This is a genomic window from Klebsiella sp. GFKo11, assembly GCF_056490265.1.
Genome location: NZ_CM151369.1, coordinates 988,175 through 1,002,561, shown reverse-complemented (window position 1 = coordinate 1,002,561; position 14,387 = coordinate 988,175). Strand labels below are relative to the sequence as shown.

Below are 14,387 nucleotides of genomic sequence, written 5' to 3'. Positions count from 1 at the left end.
GAAAAATGAGTAAGAAAATTGTTCTCGCCCTCGGCGGGAATGCGCTGGGAGAGGATCTGGCCGGGCAGATGCAGGCCGTCAAAATGACCTCTCAGGCGATCGTCGATTTAATCGCCCAGGGCCATCAGGTAGTGGTCACCCACGGCAACGGGCCGCAAGTCGGGATGATCAACCTGGCCTTTGAGGCGGCGGCGAAAACCGAAGCCCACACGCCGATGCTGCCGATGTCGGTATGCGTGGCGTTGAGCCAGGGCTATATCGGTTACGATCTGCAAAACGCGCTGCGCGAAGAGCTGCTGTCGCGCGGGATGCATAAGCCGGTAGTGACGCTGGTGACCCAGGTGGAAGTTGATGCCCTAGATCCCGCGTTCCTTAATCCGACCAAACCTATCGGTTCATTCTTCACTCAGCAGGAGGCAGAACAGCTGGAGAAACAGGGCTATACGCTGAAAGAAGATGCTGGTCGCGGCTATCGTCGCGTCGTCGCGTCGCCTAAACCGGTAGACATCATTGAGAAAGAGACGGTCAAAACTCTGCTGGATGCCGGGCAGGTAGTGATTACCGTTGGCGGCGGCGGCATTCCGGTGATCCGCGAAGGCAACCATCTGCGCGGCGCCAGCGCGGTGATCGATAAGGACTGGGCCAGCGCCCGGCTCGCCGAAATGATCGATGCGGATATGCTGATCATCCTGACGGCGGTGGAAAAAGTGGCTATCAACTTCGGTAAACCTAACGAACAGTGGCTGGATCGCTTGTCATTAAGCGATGCGGAGCGCTTTATCAACGAAGGGCATTTCGCCAAAGGTTCCATGTTGCCGAAAGTCGAAGCCGCCGCCTCGTTCGCCCGTTCCCGCCCAGGGCGCGAATCTCTGATTACCGTGTTGAGCAAAGCGAAAGAAGGAATCGAAGGTAAAACCGGCACCGTGATTTGCCAGTAGCCGGATAAGGTGTTGGCCGCTTAGTCGGGAGGGCTGGTATTTTCCCCGGAGGCGATGCTACGCATCTGTCCGGGCTACGGGTTCACAACCGTCTGCGGGCCGGTAGCCCGGACAAGGCGCTTCTGGCGCCGCCTCCGGGAAATGTGCCGGACCTGATGGTTCGGCGCATCTGCTTCCCGGCTCACGCTACGCTTAGCCGGGCTACAGGTTCACAGTCGTCTGAGGGTGAGGAGCCCACGCTATGCGACTTCCAGCACCTCGTTAGTCGATTTCACGCCCTGATGCATCAGCATCATCAGCGCTTCCAGCACGCCGCCGCCAATCGCCCTCGCTTTATCAGAAACGCTGGTAAAATCAGCGGTCTCGCCGCGCGGGTCGATATCGCCAATCTTAAAGCCGCCGACCACCGCCAGACCATCGCTTAACAAGCCGCGTACCATGCCCGATAGCGGCGCCTTAATTTCGCTTTCACCAATCCAGGCCACGACATCACCCTCTTCTACCAAATCGCCTAGCTTCACGTTGGCACGCATGATGCCTGCGGTGGGCGCGCGGATCACCCGACGCGCGGTGTGGCCCATAATATTGCCGGGAACGCCGGTATTTTCCTGCGCGCAGCCCGAGTAAATCACCTGCCCCAGCCAGTGACCGCGATTGGTCTCAATCACCGCACGGCAATCCTCACCCGCGCGGAACCCTGGCCCCAGCGCGATAGTCACCGGCGCCATTTCAATATGAGTGCCCAGATTCTGTTTCGCCAGAATCGCATCGACCACGCAGACGGGCTTCAGCGCCTCAAGCGATGAACAGAAAGGGTCGACCAATATCGGGATAATACCGCGTTCAGCCAGCGCAATCGCCTCTGCCGTCGTGCTCGCCAGCCGGGCGGTTACGCCTTCGACCACCATTTCGCCGTCAAACGCGGCCTGGGCAAAAGCCACGCTGCGGCGGATAACCGTCGGTTTCTCAACCTCCAGCATGAACACTTTGAATCCGGCATGAAACAGACGCAGCGCCACGCCGCTGGCGATATCCCCCGCGCCGCGAACCACCACGCGCTGGTGTCCGGACGGGTGCGCCGCTCGCATCATCAAGCCGCCGGGAGCATTGTTTTTAACCTGTAAGATTTCAGCCAGCACGCTCACCGCAATCTCCTGCGGCGTTTCGGCACCAATGTTATAGCCCACCGGCGCATGCAGGCGCGCGAGATGCTCTTCATCAACCCCCTTCTCCCGCAACTGGCGCATAAAAAGCTGAACCTTGCGGCGGCTCGCCAGCAACCCCAGCCATGCCACCGGGCGTTCCACCAGCTTATCCAGCGCCTCGCGATCCTGATTATTGGTAGCGATCAGCACAAAGTTATCGGGGCGGATCTCCAGCGCATCCACCGCCGCGGCAAACGAGTCGGCACAGAGTAGCTGCACCGAGGGAGGAAAAGAGGCCGGATTTAAGCTTTCACGATGGATATCCGCCACGGCGATATCAAAACCCAATAGCGCCGCGCTCTGGGCAATAGCCCGATTCACATGCCCCGCGCCAATCAACACCAGCCGGGGCCGCAGACCGTGGACGCTAATAAATACCGTCATCGCGCCGCCGCAATCTGAACCCACGGCATCGGTGCCGTTACGCGCCATTCGTCCATGAAACAGGCGCGGCTTTCGCTCCTCTAATGCCTGTAGCGCCTCGTCGATCACCTTACGCTCCACCATGCCGCCGCCAATGGTGCCGACGATGGTTCCATCCTGATGGACAAGCATTTCTGCTGAATGTCGCGGCGTTGAGCCACGGCTATCCACAATTTGCGCCAGCGCAAATGGACTGTTTTGTTCTTCGAGTCTTGCAGCTTCTGTGAAAATATTCATAAAAACCTCAATGGATATCCGTTCGGTAGATCCGGTCTCCCGGCGTCGCTATCTCACAAATCTGCGCATAATCGGCGGGCGTTCCAGTATCGCGCCCAGCCAGATGGCATCCATATCCCCATTGCGCAAGAGCGAGTTCAGTTCGTCTTCAGCCAGGCGATTCTCAGATTGAGAAAACTGGTTGAGGAACCAGATCCGTCGGCTGCCCGGCGGTACATTTTTAAACGCGCCCTGCGGATGGCGAATGAGCCGGAGAAGGTGCCCGAACGTCAGCAGCTCATCCGCTGCCAGGCCAGTGATATCAGCAAACAGCGGCCAGCGATGGACATTTTCCGCTCCCGTTTTCTCCCCCAACATATGCCCGCCCGTTACAGCAATCACGCAGCAACTGCTTTCAGGTATGCAAGGTTCATGCTCATCCGGCGCTTTTAGCGGCAATCCGTGAGCGCCGTCAGCTTCCACTAAAATAACGTCGCATTCCTCTCGCGCTGCCAGCGCATCAATGGCGCTCGCCGAAAAACCTCGCGCTTTGCCCTCCTGCGCTTTCCAGGAGTGAAAACAGGTTAAAATGGGCAGCTCGAGATAGTGGGAAGGCAGAGCGGCAGCCTCCCGACAAAAGATCACCGGATAAGCAGCATCAGGCAGGAACATTTGAGTCGTCGTCGTCACCACGACGCGCCGTCCGCTGGCATGGAATAACTGGGCCAGCCAGAAAATGGTGCTGGTTTTGCCTCCGGCCCCCACGACTGAAATAACCGAGGGACGACTCTGCGCACCTAAGTCAAAGAACAATTCGGCGTTATCCTTTATATTTTCCTTGGTAACCATCAATCACCTTAAATAATGGACGCGCAATGCCAGCTATCGACTGTATTATTACCGCCGCAGGGCTTTCATCACGGATGGGAGAATGGAAAATGATGTTACCCTGGCAAGGAGGGACAATTCTTGATGCAAGTATCAAAAACGCCCTGCAATTTTGCAGCCGGATTATTTTAGTCACGGGGTATCGTGGCAATGAACTGCATCAACGTTATGCCAATATGCGTAATATTATTATTATCCACAACTCAGATTATGCTGACGGTTTATACTCTTCCGTGAAGGCTGCCGCCGCCGCCGTTGAGAGCGAATACTGCTTCATCACCCACGGTGACATGCCCTGCCTCACCGTTGAAATATTCAATAAAATGTGGTCTTTACGTAACTCTGGTGCGCTCATACCTTACTATCACGGCGTCCCTGGACACCCTATTTTGCTCACCAGAGAGTGCCTGCAGCAAGCTATCTCCCGGCCACATAAAAATATGCGTCAGGCATTGCTGGCGGGCGCGCATAATAGAGTAGAAATAAACAATCGCGAAATCACTTTAGATATCGATACGCCAGAGGATTTTATTAACCTGCATCATCGTCAATAAAATAGCTTATCTGCCGAGTTAAACGATTGCGTTCAAATAATCAAACCAGGCGTCTTTCGCACTTATCATAATGATACAAACTCACCCTTTTTGAGAAAATAAGATACTTTCGAGAAACGCTGACTTCATCAACAACCAGGACTGATTTTAATTCTCATTTACGCAATGTGAGATCTTTCACAAAGCAGACATAACTTTAGAAGCGCTTCACAAAAAATTATATTTATGCCGCTCGCCAGCAAGAGTGGTGCGAATGTTGCTCTATCTCTCCCATACCACCGGTTTATTTGTACCGGCTAATTAATGATAAAGGAGAGGGTTATGGGGGATATTATGCGTCCCGTTCCGTTCGAGGAACTCTTGACGCGCATATTTGATGAATACCAACAGCAGCGCTCCATCTTTGGTATTCCCGAGCAACAATTTTACTCACCTGCCAAAGATAAATCGGTCAGCGTCTTTGGCGAAACCTGCGCTACCCCCGTTGGCCCCGCTGCTGGCCCACACACCCAGCTGGCGCAAAATATTGTCACCTCCTGGCTCACCGGCGGCCGCTTTATCGAGCTGAAAACGGTACAAATTCTTGACCGGCTGGAGCTGGAAAAACCCTGTATCGATGCCGAAGATGAGTGCTTCAATACCGAATGGTCCACCGAATTTACCCTGCAAAAAGCGTGGGATGAGTACCTGAAAGCGTGGTTCGTTCTGCATCTGTTAGAGCAGGTTTTCCAGCCCTCGGGCGCGGAAAAGTCGTTTATCTTCAATATGAGCGTCGGCTACAACCTGGACGGCATCAAGCAGCCGCCGATGCAGCAATTTATTGACTCAATGACAGACGCCTCCACGCAGCCGAAATTTGCGCAATATCGCGACACGCTTAGCCGCTGGCTGCACGACGACGCCTTCCTTGAACGCCACGGCCTGAGCGGGCAGCGGGAAAACCTGCGCGCGCTGCCCGCGCGCATTCCTGCCACCCTGGTTCACGGCGTCACGCTCTCCACCATGCACGGCTGCCCGCCGCACGAAATCGAAGCTATCTGCCAGTACATGCTGGAAGAAAAAGCGCTAAACACCTTCGTGAAGCTGAACCCGACGCTGCTGGGCTATGCGCGCGTTCGCGAGATTCTGGATAGCTGCGGCTTTGCGTATATCGGCCTGAAAGAAGAGTCGTTCGAGCACGATCTCAAACTGGCCCAGGCGCTGGAAATGCTGCAACGCCTGATGGCGCTGGCAAAACAGAAATCGCTCGGTTTCGGCGTGAAGCTGACCAACACCCTTGGCACCATCAATAATAAAGGCGCGCTTCCCGGCGATGAGATGTATATGTCTGGCCGCGCACTGTTCCCGCTCGCCATCAACGTGGCGGCGGTGCTGTCCCGCGCTTTTGACGGCAAATTACCCATTTCTTATTCCGGCGGCGCCAGCCAGCTGACCATTCGCGACATTTTCGACACCGGTATCCGCCCTATTACGATGGCGACCGATCTGCTCAAGCCCGGCGGCTACCTGCGCCTGAGCGCCTGCATGCGCGAACTGGAATCATCGGATGCGTGGGGCATGACCCACGTCGACGTCGAGCGGCTAAACCGGCTGGCAGAAGACGCCGTCACCATGGCCTACACGCAGAAACACTGGAAGCCGGAAGAGCGCATCGAGGTTGCTGAAGACCTGCCGTTGACCGACTGCTACGTCGCGCCTTGTATTACGGCCTGCGCGATCAAACAGGATATTCCGGAATACATTCGCCTGATGGGCGAACAGCGCTACGCCGACGCGCTGGAACTGATCTATCAGCGCAACGCCCTGCCCGCTATTACCGGGCATATCTGCGATCATCAGTGCCAGTACAACTGTACGCGCCTGGACTACGACAGCGCGCTGAACATCCGCGAACTGAAGAAAATTGCCGTAGAAAAAGGCTGGGACGAGTACAAACATCGCTGGCATAAACCGGCGGGATCCGGCTCACGCCATCCGGTTGCGGTCATTGGCGCAGGCCCGGCGGGGCTTGCCGCAGGCTATTTTCTGGCGCGCGCGGGGCATCCGGTTACCGTGTTTGAGCGGGAAGCCAACGCCGGCGGCGTCGTCAAAAACATCATTCCGCAGTTCCGTATTCCGGCGGAGCTCATCCAGCACGATATCGATTTTGTCGCCGACCACGGCGTGAAATTTGAGTACGGCTGCGATGCGCATCTGACGGTCGAACAGCTAAAAAATCAGGGCTATCAGTATGTGCTGGTCGCTACCGGTACCGATAAAAACAGCGGCGTCACGCTGCACGGCGATAACCCGCACGTCTGGAAATCACTGCCTTTCCTGCGGGAATATAATCTGGGTTCCACGCTCAATCTGGGTAAACACGTGGTGGTGGTTGGTGCGGGGAATACCGCGATGGACTGCGCCCGCGCGGCGTTACGCGTACCCGGCGTGGAGAAAGCCACCATTGTATATCGCCGTTCGCTTCAGGAAATGCCCGCCTGGCGTGAAGAGTACGAAGAGGCGCTGCACGACGGCGTTGAGTTCCGCTTCCTCAATAATCCGCAGCGCTTTGATGCCGACGGCACGCTGACCCTGCGGGTGATGTCGCTGGGTGAACCGGACGCCAAAGGCCGCCGCCGCCCGGTCGAAACCGATGAAACCGTGACGCTGCATGCCGACAGCCTGATTACCGCCATCGGCGAACAGCAGGATACCGACGCCCTGAGCGCCATGGGTATTCCGCTGGATGAAAAAGGCTGGCCGGAGGTCAATGCCAGCGGCGAAACCCGCCTTGCCAACGTCTTTATGATTGGCGATGTTCAGCGCGGCCCCTCTTCCATCGTCGCCGCTATCGGCTCAGCCCGTCGGGCAAGCGATACCATCCTCTATCGGGAAAATATCCGCTCCCACCACGCAGATAAACGCTGGAACAACGTCAGCCCGGCTGAAATCTACCAGCGCAAGGGGGAAATAGCGGTCGCGATAGTCAACAAAGACGACCGCGATGCCTTCGTCGCTCAGGAAGCCGAACGCTGCCTTGAATGCAACTATGTGTGCAGCAAGTGCGTGGACGTCTGTCCGAACCGCGCCAACATCTCTATTGCGGTCCCTGGCTTCCAGAATCGCTTCCAGACGTTGCATCTGGATGCTTACTGCAACGAATGCGGCAACTGCGCCCAGTTCTGCCCGTGGCTGGGCAAACCCTACAAAGACAAAATCACCGTCTTCAGCCTGGCACAGGATTTTGACTCCAGCAGCAACCCCGGCTTCCTGGTGGAAGATGACCGCGTGCGCGTGCGTCTCGATAGCCAAAGCTGGGTACTGAATATCGACAACGACGGCCAGTTCGCCAGCATCCCTCCGGGGCTGGATGAGATGTGTCGCATCATCAGCCATGTCCATCAGCAGCATCACTATCTGCTGGGTCGGGTGGAGGTATAACGATGTTAATTCTAAAGAATGTGACCGCCGTACAACTTTATCCGGCAAAAGTGCTGGAAGGCGTTGATATCGCTATCGAAAATGACGTTATTGTTGAGGTTGGCGATGCGCTGACCCGCCGCTATCCACAGGCGGACTGGAAGGAGATGCACGGGCGTATCGTGATGCCCGGACTGGTGTGCGCGCACAACCATTTCTACTCCGGATTGTCGCGCGGCATTATGGCCAACATCGCCCCCAGCCCGGATTTTATTTCGACGCTGAAAAATCTGTGGTGGCGGCTGGACCGCGCGCTGGACGAAGAGTCGCTCTACTACAGCGGGCTAATTTGCTCAATGGAAGCCATTAAGAGCGGATGCTCTGCGGTCATCGACCATCACGCTTCTCCGGCGTATATCGATGGCTCGCTCTCTACGCTGCGCAATGCCTTTTTGAAGATTGGCCTGCGCGGGATGACCTGCTTTGAAACCACCGACCGCAACGGTGGAGTCGATGAATTGCAGGCAGGCGTAGAGGAAAATATCCGCTTCGCCCGCCAGATAGACCATGCGCGGGCGACGGGTACGGAGCCCTATCTGGTGGAAGCGCATATCGGCGCTCATGCCCCCTTTACCGTGCCGGATGCCGGGCTATCCATGCTCAGCGAGGCCCTCAAGGTTACCGGGCGCGGGCTGCATATCCACGCGGCGGAAGACCTCTATGATGTCTCCCACAGCCACCATCTTTATGGCAAAGACCTGCTGGTCAGGCTGGCGGAATACGACCTTATCAACAGCAAAACGCTGGTGGCGCACGGGCTGTATTTGTCGACAGACGATATCGCCCTACTCAACGAACAGAATGCTTTTCTGGTGCACAACGCCCGTTCCAACATGAACAACCATGTGGGCTACAACTATCACCTCACCGATATCCGCAACCTGGCACTGGGTACCGACGGTATCGGCTCCGACATGCTGGAAGAGATGAAGTTTGCCTTCTTTAAGCATCGCGATGCTGGTGGCCCGCTGTGGCCGGACAGCTTCGCCCGCGCGCTGGCCAGCGGTAACGAACTGCTGAGCCGCAACTTTAGCGCCCGCTTTGGGCAGTTAGAGGCTGGTTATAAAGCCGACCTGACCATTTGCGATTATGCCGCGCCGACGCCGCTGCTGGCAGACAATATTGCCGGACATATCGCCTTTGGCCTCGGTTCCGCCAGCGTTCATAGCGTGATGGTCAACGGCGTGATGGTCTACGAAGACCGGCAGTTCACCTTTGATTGCGATTCGATTTACGCCCAGGCCCGAAAAGTCGCCGCAGATATGTGGCGGCGTATGGACTCGCTGGCATAGCCCACGCCCTCTTTCGTGCTGAAAGGGGGATTGATGAGGAAAGATTATGATCGAGCAATTTTTCAAACCAGACTCTGTAGAGCAGGCGCTGGAGCTCAAATCGCGCTACCAGGATGATGCCGTCTGGTTTGCCGGGGGCAGTAAGATCAATGCCACCCCGACGCGACCGGATAAGCGAATCGCCATTTCGTTACAGGACCTTGAGCTGGAATGGGTGGATTGGGATAACGGCGCGCTGCGCGTTGGCGCGATGACGCGTCTGCAAACCCTGCGTGATGCGCACTTCATTCCCAGCGCACTACACGATGCGCTGGGCTTCGTCTACTCCCGCCACCTGCGCAACCAGTCAACCCTCGGCGGCGAAATCGCCGCCCGCCAGGAAGAGTCGGTGCTGCTGCCCGTTCTGCTGGCGCTGGACGCGCATCTGGTATTTGGCGACGGCAAGTGCCTGTCGCTGGAGAGCTACCTCGCCGATCCCGGCGCGCGGCTGATCACGGAAATTGTCATTAAAGACCCCTTCCGCCCCTGCGCCACGCGCAAAATCAGCCGCTCACAGGCGGGGTTAACCGTCGTCACCGCGGCGGTTGCCATCTCAGAGCACGGCGGCGTACATATCGCGCTGGACGGCGTGGCCGATGGCCCCCTGCGCCTGCGGGACGTGGAGTCGCAGCAACTGGAAGGCAGCGCGCTGGAGCAGGCCGTCGCCGCCGCAATTTTCCCTCAGCAGGATGTTCGGGGCAGCGTGGCCTATAAACGCTATATCACCGGCGTGGTTGTCGCAGACCTGTATGCCGACTGCCAGCAGATGGGCGAGGAGGTCGTATGATGATTCACTTTACCTTGAACGGCGCTGCGCGCGAGATGAAGGTCAATCCCGGCACTAACGTACAGGCGCTGCTTTTCGGCCTCGGGATGCACTCGGTGCGCAACAGCGACGATGGGTTCGGCTTCGCGGGATCCGACGCGATTCTGTTTAACGGCCGCATCGTTAACGCCTCCCTGCTTATCGCCGCTCAGTTGGAACAGGCGGAGATCCGCACCAGCGAATCGCTGGGCAAATGGAATCAGCTCAGTCTGGTGCAGCAGGCGATGGTCGATGTCGGCGTGGTGCAATCGGGCTATAACGATCCCGCCGCCGCGCTGATTATCAGCGATCTGCTGGATCGCATCGCCGCCCCGACGCGCGATGAGATCGATGACGCGCTCTCCGGATTATTTAGCCGTGACGCGGGCTGGCAGCAATATTATCAAGTGATCGAACTGGCGGTGGCGCGTAAAGGCGACCCGCAGATCGCTATCGATAGCGCCCCGACCTTCCGCGACGATCTGGCGGTCGTCGGCAAGCTATATCCAAAAACCGATGCGGCAACCATGGTGCAGGCCAAGCCCTGCTACGTGGAGGACCGCGTCACGCCGGACGCCTGCATTATTAAAATGCTGCGCAGCCCGCATCCCCATGCGCTGATCACCCATCTCGACGTTAGCAAGGCCGAGGCGCTGCCCGGCGTAGTTCACGTGATCACCCATCTTAACTGCCCTGATATCTATTACACCCCCGGCGGGCAGAGCGCACCGGAGCCATCACCGCTCGACCGGCGGATGTTCGGTAAGAAGCTGCGCCACGTCGGCGATCGCGTCGCGGCGGTTGTCGCTGAAAGTGAAGATATTGCATTGGCCGCGCTGAAGCTTATCGACGTCAAATATGAAGTGCTTAAGCCGGTGATGTCGATTGATGAGGCGATGGCCGATGACGCGCCGGTGGTTCACGATGAACCGGTGGTGTACGTCGCTGGCGCGCCGGATACGCTGGAAGAAGATAACAGCCACGCCACCCAGCGCGGCGAACATATGATTATCAATTTCCCCATTGGCTCGCGCCCGCGCAAGAATATCGCCGCCAGCATTCACGGCCATATTGGCGATATGGAGAAAGGTTTCGCTGAAGCCGATGTGGTTATCGAGCGCACCTACTCCTCCACTCAGGCTCAGCAGTGCCCGACGGAACCGCATCTTTGTTTTACCCGCATGGATGGCGATCGTCTGGTTATTCACGCCTCGACCCAGGTTCCGTGGCACCTTCGCCGCCAGGTGGCGCGTCTGGTCGGCATGAAGCAGCACAAGGTTCACGTGATTAAAGAGCGCGTGGGCGGCGGTTTCGGCTCCAAGCAGGACATCCTGTTGGAAGAGGTCTGCGCCTGGGCCACCTGCGTCACCGGACGCCCGGTCTATTTCCGCTATACCCGTGAAGAGGAGTTTATCGCCAATACCTCTCGCCACGTCGCCAAGGTGACGGTGAAGCTGGGGGCGAAGAAAGATGGTCGCCTGACGGCGGTGAAGATGGATTTCCGCGCCAACACCGGCCCCTACGGCAACCATTCGCTGACCGTGCCATCCAACGGACCGGCGCTGTCGCTGCCGCTGTATCCCTGCGATAACGTCGATTTCAAAGTGACCACCTACTACAGCAATATCTGCCCAACCGGCGCATATCAGGGCTATGGCGCGCCGAAGGGCAACTTCGCCATCACCATGGCGCTAGCGGAACTGGCGGAGCAGTTGCAGATCGATCAACTGGAGATTATCGAGCGCAACCGCGTGCATGAAGGGCAGGAGCTGAAGATCCTTGGCGCGATTGGCGAAGGTAAAGCGCCAACGTCGGTGCCAACCGCTGCCAGCTGTGCGCTGGAGGAGATCCTGCGTCAGGGCCGCGAGATGATCCAATGGTCGTCACCGAAACCGCACGCGGGCGACTGGCGGACTGGTCGCGGTGTGGCGATCATTATGCAGAAGTCGGGGATCCCGGACATCGACCAGGCCAACTGCATGATCAAGCTCGAATCCGATGGCACCTTTATCGTCCACTCCGGCGGCGCGGATATCGGTACCGGACTGGATACGGTGGTCACCAAGCTGGCGGCAGAAGTGCTGCATTGCCCGCCGCAGGAGGTGCATGTCATTTCCGGCGACACCGATCATGCGTTGTTCGATAAAGGCGCTTACGCCTCGTCCGGCACCTGCTTCTCTGGTAATGCGGCGCGTAAGGCGGCAGAAAATCTGCGGGAAAAAATACGCTTCCACGGCGCAGAGATGCTCGGGGAATCGCTAAGCGACGTTGAGCTGGTAGCCCCTGGCGTGGTGCGCGGTAAGCAGGGGGAAGTGAGCTATGCCGATATCGCCCACAAGGCCGAGACCGGCACCGGCTTCGGTACGTTAGTTGCCACCGCCAGCTATATCACCGCCGATTTCGCCTTCCCGTATGGAGCCAACTTCGCCGAAGTGGCGGTGAATACCCGTACTGGTGAAATCCGCCTCGACAAGTTCTATGCGCTGCTGGACTGCGGCACGCCGGTTAACCCGGAACTGGCGCTGGGGCAAATTTACGGGGCGTCGATGCGCGCCATTGGTCATAGCCTGACGGAGGAGATTCTTTACGACGCGCAGGGCCATCCGCTTACCCGCGATCTGCGCAGCTATGGCGCGCCGAAAATCGGCGATATTCCGCATGATTTCCGCGCGGTGCTGGTGCCAAGCGATGACAAGGTCGGCCCGTTTGGCGCGAAATCAATCTCCGAAATCGGCGTCAACGGCGCGGCTCCGGCGATTGCCACCGCCATTCACGATGCCTGCGGCGTCTGGCTACGCGAATGGCATTTCACACCGGAGAAAATACTGAGCGCGTTAGGAAAACTGTAACCATGAACATTCCCGGATTGCGGCTAACGCCTTATCCGGGCTACGGGATCGCGGACGACTGAAAGCTCGTAGCCCGGACAGATGCGCAGCATCGCCTCCGGGAAGATTCTGCGGTCTTCCTCCCGGGGGCGGCGCAAAGCGCCTTGCCCGGGCTACGGGATCGCAGACGACTTAAGTGATTCATTCAATATTAAATGCCGTCTGTGGATTGAGAACCGCCTTTCTCAGGGCCTCCTGCGCCCAAAATTCGCAGAATTTAATTTCACTGATTCAGATGATCAAATTTGCTTATACCCAAATAGAGGGAGTAAAGGGATGTCTGATATAAACCGCACAGGTTCCGATCTGATTTATGAACTGGAGGATCGCCCCCCTTTTCACCAGACGATTGTGGGAGCGATTACCCATCTGTTGGCCATTTTCGTTCCCATGGTCACCCCCGCTCTGATCGTAGGGGCAACGCTACAACTCTCTGCGGAAACCACCGCCTATCTGGTTTCGATGGCGATGATCGCCTCCGGGATCGGCACCTGGCTACAGGTGAACCGCTACGGCATCGTCGGCTCCGGATTACTGTCGATACAGTCGGTGAACTTCTCGTTTGTCACCGTGATGATCGCGCTTGGCAGCGGGATGAAAAGTGACGGTTTTCATGAAGAGCTGATTATGTCCTCGCTGCTCGGCGTGTCGTTTGTCGGCGCGTTTCTGGTGGTCGGCTCCTCTTTTATCCTCCCCTATCTGCGCCGGGTCATTACACCTACCGTCAGCGGTATTGTGGTGCTGATGATTGGCCTGAGCCTGATTAAAGTCGGCATTATTGATTTCGGCGGCGGCTTCGCGGCAAAGAGCAGCGGCACCTACGGTAATTACGAAAATCTCGGTGTGGGTTTACTGGTCCTGATGGTGGTGATTGGCTTCAACTGCTGCCGTAGCCCGCTACTGCGCATGGGGGGGATCGCCATCGGCCTGGGCGTGGGCTACGTGGTGTCGCTGTGCCTGGGAATGGTCGATTTCAGCGGCATGAAAAACCTGCCGCTGGTGACTATCCCAATCCCCTTTAAATACGGTTTTCATTTCAGCCTGCATCACTTTCTGGTCGTCGGCACCATTTACCTGCTGAGCGTGCTGGAAGCGGTTGGCGATATCACCGCTACGGCGATGGTGTCGAGACGCCCCATCCAGGGTGATGAGTACCAGTCGCGCCTGAAAGGCGGCGTGCTGGCGGACGGGCTGGTCTCGGTCATCGCCTCCGCGCTTGGCTCCCTGCCGCTCACCACCTTCGCGCAAAACAACGGGGTTATCCAGATGACCGGCGTCGCCTCGCGCTATATCGGGCGCACCATCGCCGTCATGCTGGTGATCCTCGGCCTGTTCCCGACCATTGGCGGCTTCTTCACCACCATCCCCTCGGCGGTACTGGGCGGTGCGATGACGCTGATGTTCTCGATGATCGCTATCGCCGGGATCCGCATCATTATTTCCAATGGCCTGAAGCGCCGTGAAACGCTGATCGTCGCCACCTCTCTCGGGCTGGGGCTTGGCGTCTCTTACGATCCGGAAATTTTCAAAATCTTACCCGCCTCAATTTATGTGCTGGTGGAAAACCCCATCTGCGCAGGCGGACTGACCGCAATCCTGTTGAATATCATTCTTCCGGGCGGCTATCGGCAAGAGGACGTCTTGCCCGCAGCCGATTCATTGGAAGAAGCGGATTAACTG

Annotated in this window: 9 protein-coding genes; 7 read left to right on the top strand and 2 right to left on the bottom strand. The window is 57.5% G+C overall.

Annotated elements, in window-relative coordinates; genetic code table 11:
• Nucleotides 1–5: 5 nt before the first annotated feature.
• Nucleotides 6–938, top strand: coding sequence for a carbamate kinase (gene arcC, locus AC07P6_RS04815; RefSeq protein WP_434661592.1), 933 nt, complete (start codon nucleotides 6–8; stop codon nucleotides 936–938).
• A 239-nt stretch (nucleotides 939–1,177) separates the two neighbouring features.
• On the opposite strand, the gene yqeB is transcribed toward arcC, so the two are convergent.
• Both yqeB and yqeC read right to left on the bottom strand, forming a co-directional pair.
• Entirely contained in the window at nucleotides 1,178–2,803 is a 1,626-nt protein-coding gene (gene yqeB / locus AC07P6_RS04810; RefSeq protein WP_478315759.1) for a selenium-dependent molybdenum cofactor biosynthesis protein YqeB, read from the bottom strand.
• Between the two features lie 48 nt (nucleotides 2,804–2,851).
• Nucleotides 2,852–3,631 carry a selenium cofactor biosynthesis protein YqeC gene (gene yqeC / locus AC07P6_RS04805; RefSeq protein WP_478315758.1) on the bottom strand — a complete coding sequence of 260 codons (780 nt, stop codon included), beginning with the start codon at nucleotides 3,629–3,631 and terminating at the stop codon, nucleotides 2,852–2,854.
• Between the two features lie 26 nt (nucleotides 3,632–3,657).
• Here yqeC and mocA point away from each other — a divergent pair, with 26 nt between their 5' ends.
• From mocA to AC07P6_RS04775, 6 genes are all read left to right on the top strand, one after another.
• Nucleotides 3,658–4,224, top strand: a complete 567-nt coding sequence (gene mocA / locus AC07P6_RS04800; RefSeq protein WP_478315757.1) for a molybdenum cofactor cytidylyltransferase — start codon at nucleotides 3,658–3,660, stop codon at nucleotides 4,222–4,224.
• A gap of 321 nt (nucleotides 4,225–4,545) precedes the next feature.
• A complete protein-coding gene (ygfK, locus tag AC07P6_RS04795; RefSeq protein WP_478315756.1) occupies nucleotides 4,546–7,644 on the top strand; it encodes a putative selenate reductase subunit YgfK in 3,099 nt (1,032 codons plus the stop codon).
• Between the two features lie 2 nt (nucleotides 7,645–7,646).
• The gene (ssnA, locus tag AC07P6_RS04790; protein WP_478315755.1) at nucleotides 7,647–8,975 is read left to right on the top strand and encodes a putative aminohydrolase SsnA; all 1,329 of its coding nucleotides are present in this window, start codon (nucleotides 7,647–7,649) and stop codon (nucleotides 8,973–8,975) included.
• Between the two features lie 46 nt (nucleotides 8,976–9,021).
• Nucleotides 9,022–9,801, top strand: a complete 780-nt coding sequence (gene ygfM / locus AC07P6_RS04785) for a molybdopterin-dependent oxidoreductase FAD-binding subunit (protein ID WP_478315754.1) — start codon at nucleotides 9,022–9,024, stop codon at nucleotides 9,799–9,801.
• Nucleotides 9,798–12,668: a molybdopterin-dependent oxidoreductase Mo/Fe-S-binding subunit gene (locus AC07P6_RS04780; RefSeq protein ID WP_478315753.1), complete on the top strand. Its 2,871-nt coding sequence runs from the start codon at nucleotides 9,798–9,800 to the stop codon at nucleotides 12,666–12,668. Before ygfM ends, AC07P6_RS04780 begins: the two co-directional genes overlap by 4 nt.
• 315 nt (nucleotides 12,669–12,983) lie before the next feature.
• Nucleotides 12,984–14,384, top strand: coding sequence for a nucleobase:cation symporter-2 family protein (locus AC07P6_RS04775; protein WP_181484949.1), 1,401 nt, complete (start codon nucleotides 12,984–12,986; stop codon nucleotides 14,382–14,384).
• Nucleotides 14,385–14,387: the final 3 nt, after the last annotated feature.

Excerpts from the sequence above, each read along its gene's own strand:
- arcC (WP_434661592.1), top strand. The coding sequence starts at position 6 with ATGAGTAAGAAAATTGTTCTCGCCCTCGGCGGGAATGCGCTGGGAGAG.
- yqeB (WP_478315759.1), bottom strand. The coding sequence starts at position 2,803 with ATGAATATTTTCACAGAAGCTGCAAGACTCGAAGAACAAAACAGTCCA.
- yqeC (WP_478315758.1), bottom strand. The coding sequence starts at position 3,631 with ATGGTTACCAAGGAAAATATAAAGGATAACGCCGAATTGTTCTTTGAC.
- mocA (WP_478315757.1), top strand. The coding sequence starts at position 3,658 with ATGCCAGCTATCGACTGTATTATTACCGCCGCAGGGCTTTCATCACGG.
- ygfK (WP_478315756.1), top strand. The coding sequence starts at position 4,546 with ATGGGGGATATTATGCGTCCCGTTCCGTTCGAGGAACTCTTGACGCGC.
- ssnA (WP_478315755.1), top strand. The coding sequence starts at position 7,647 with ATGTTAATTCTAAAGAATGTGACCGCCGTACAACTTTATCCGGCAAAA.
- ygfM (WP_478315754.1), top strand. The coding sequence starts at position 9,022 with ATGATCGAGCAATTTTTCAAACCAGACTCTGTAGAGCAGGCGCTGGAG.
- AC07P6_RS04780 (WP_478315753.1), top strand. The coding sequence starts at position 9,798 with ATGATGATTCACTTTACCTTGAACGGCGCTGCGCGCGAGATGAAGGTC.
- AC07P6_RS04775 (WP_181484949.1), top strand. The coding sequence starts at position 12,984 with ATGTCTGATATAAACCGCACAGGTTCCGATCTGATTTATGAACTGGAG.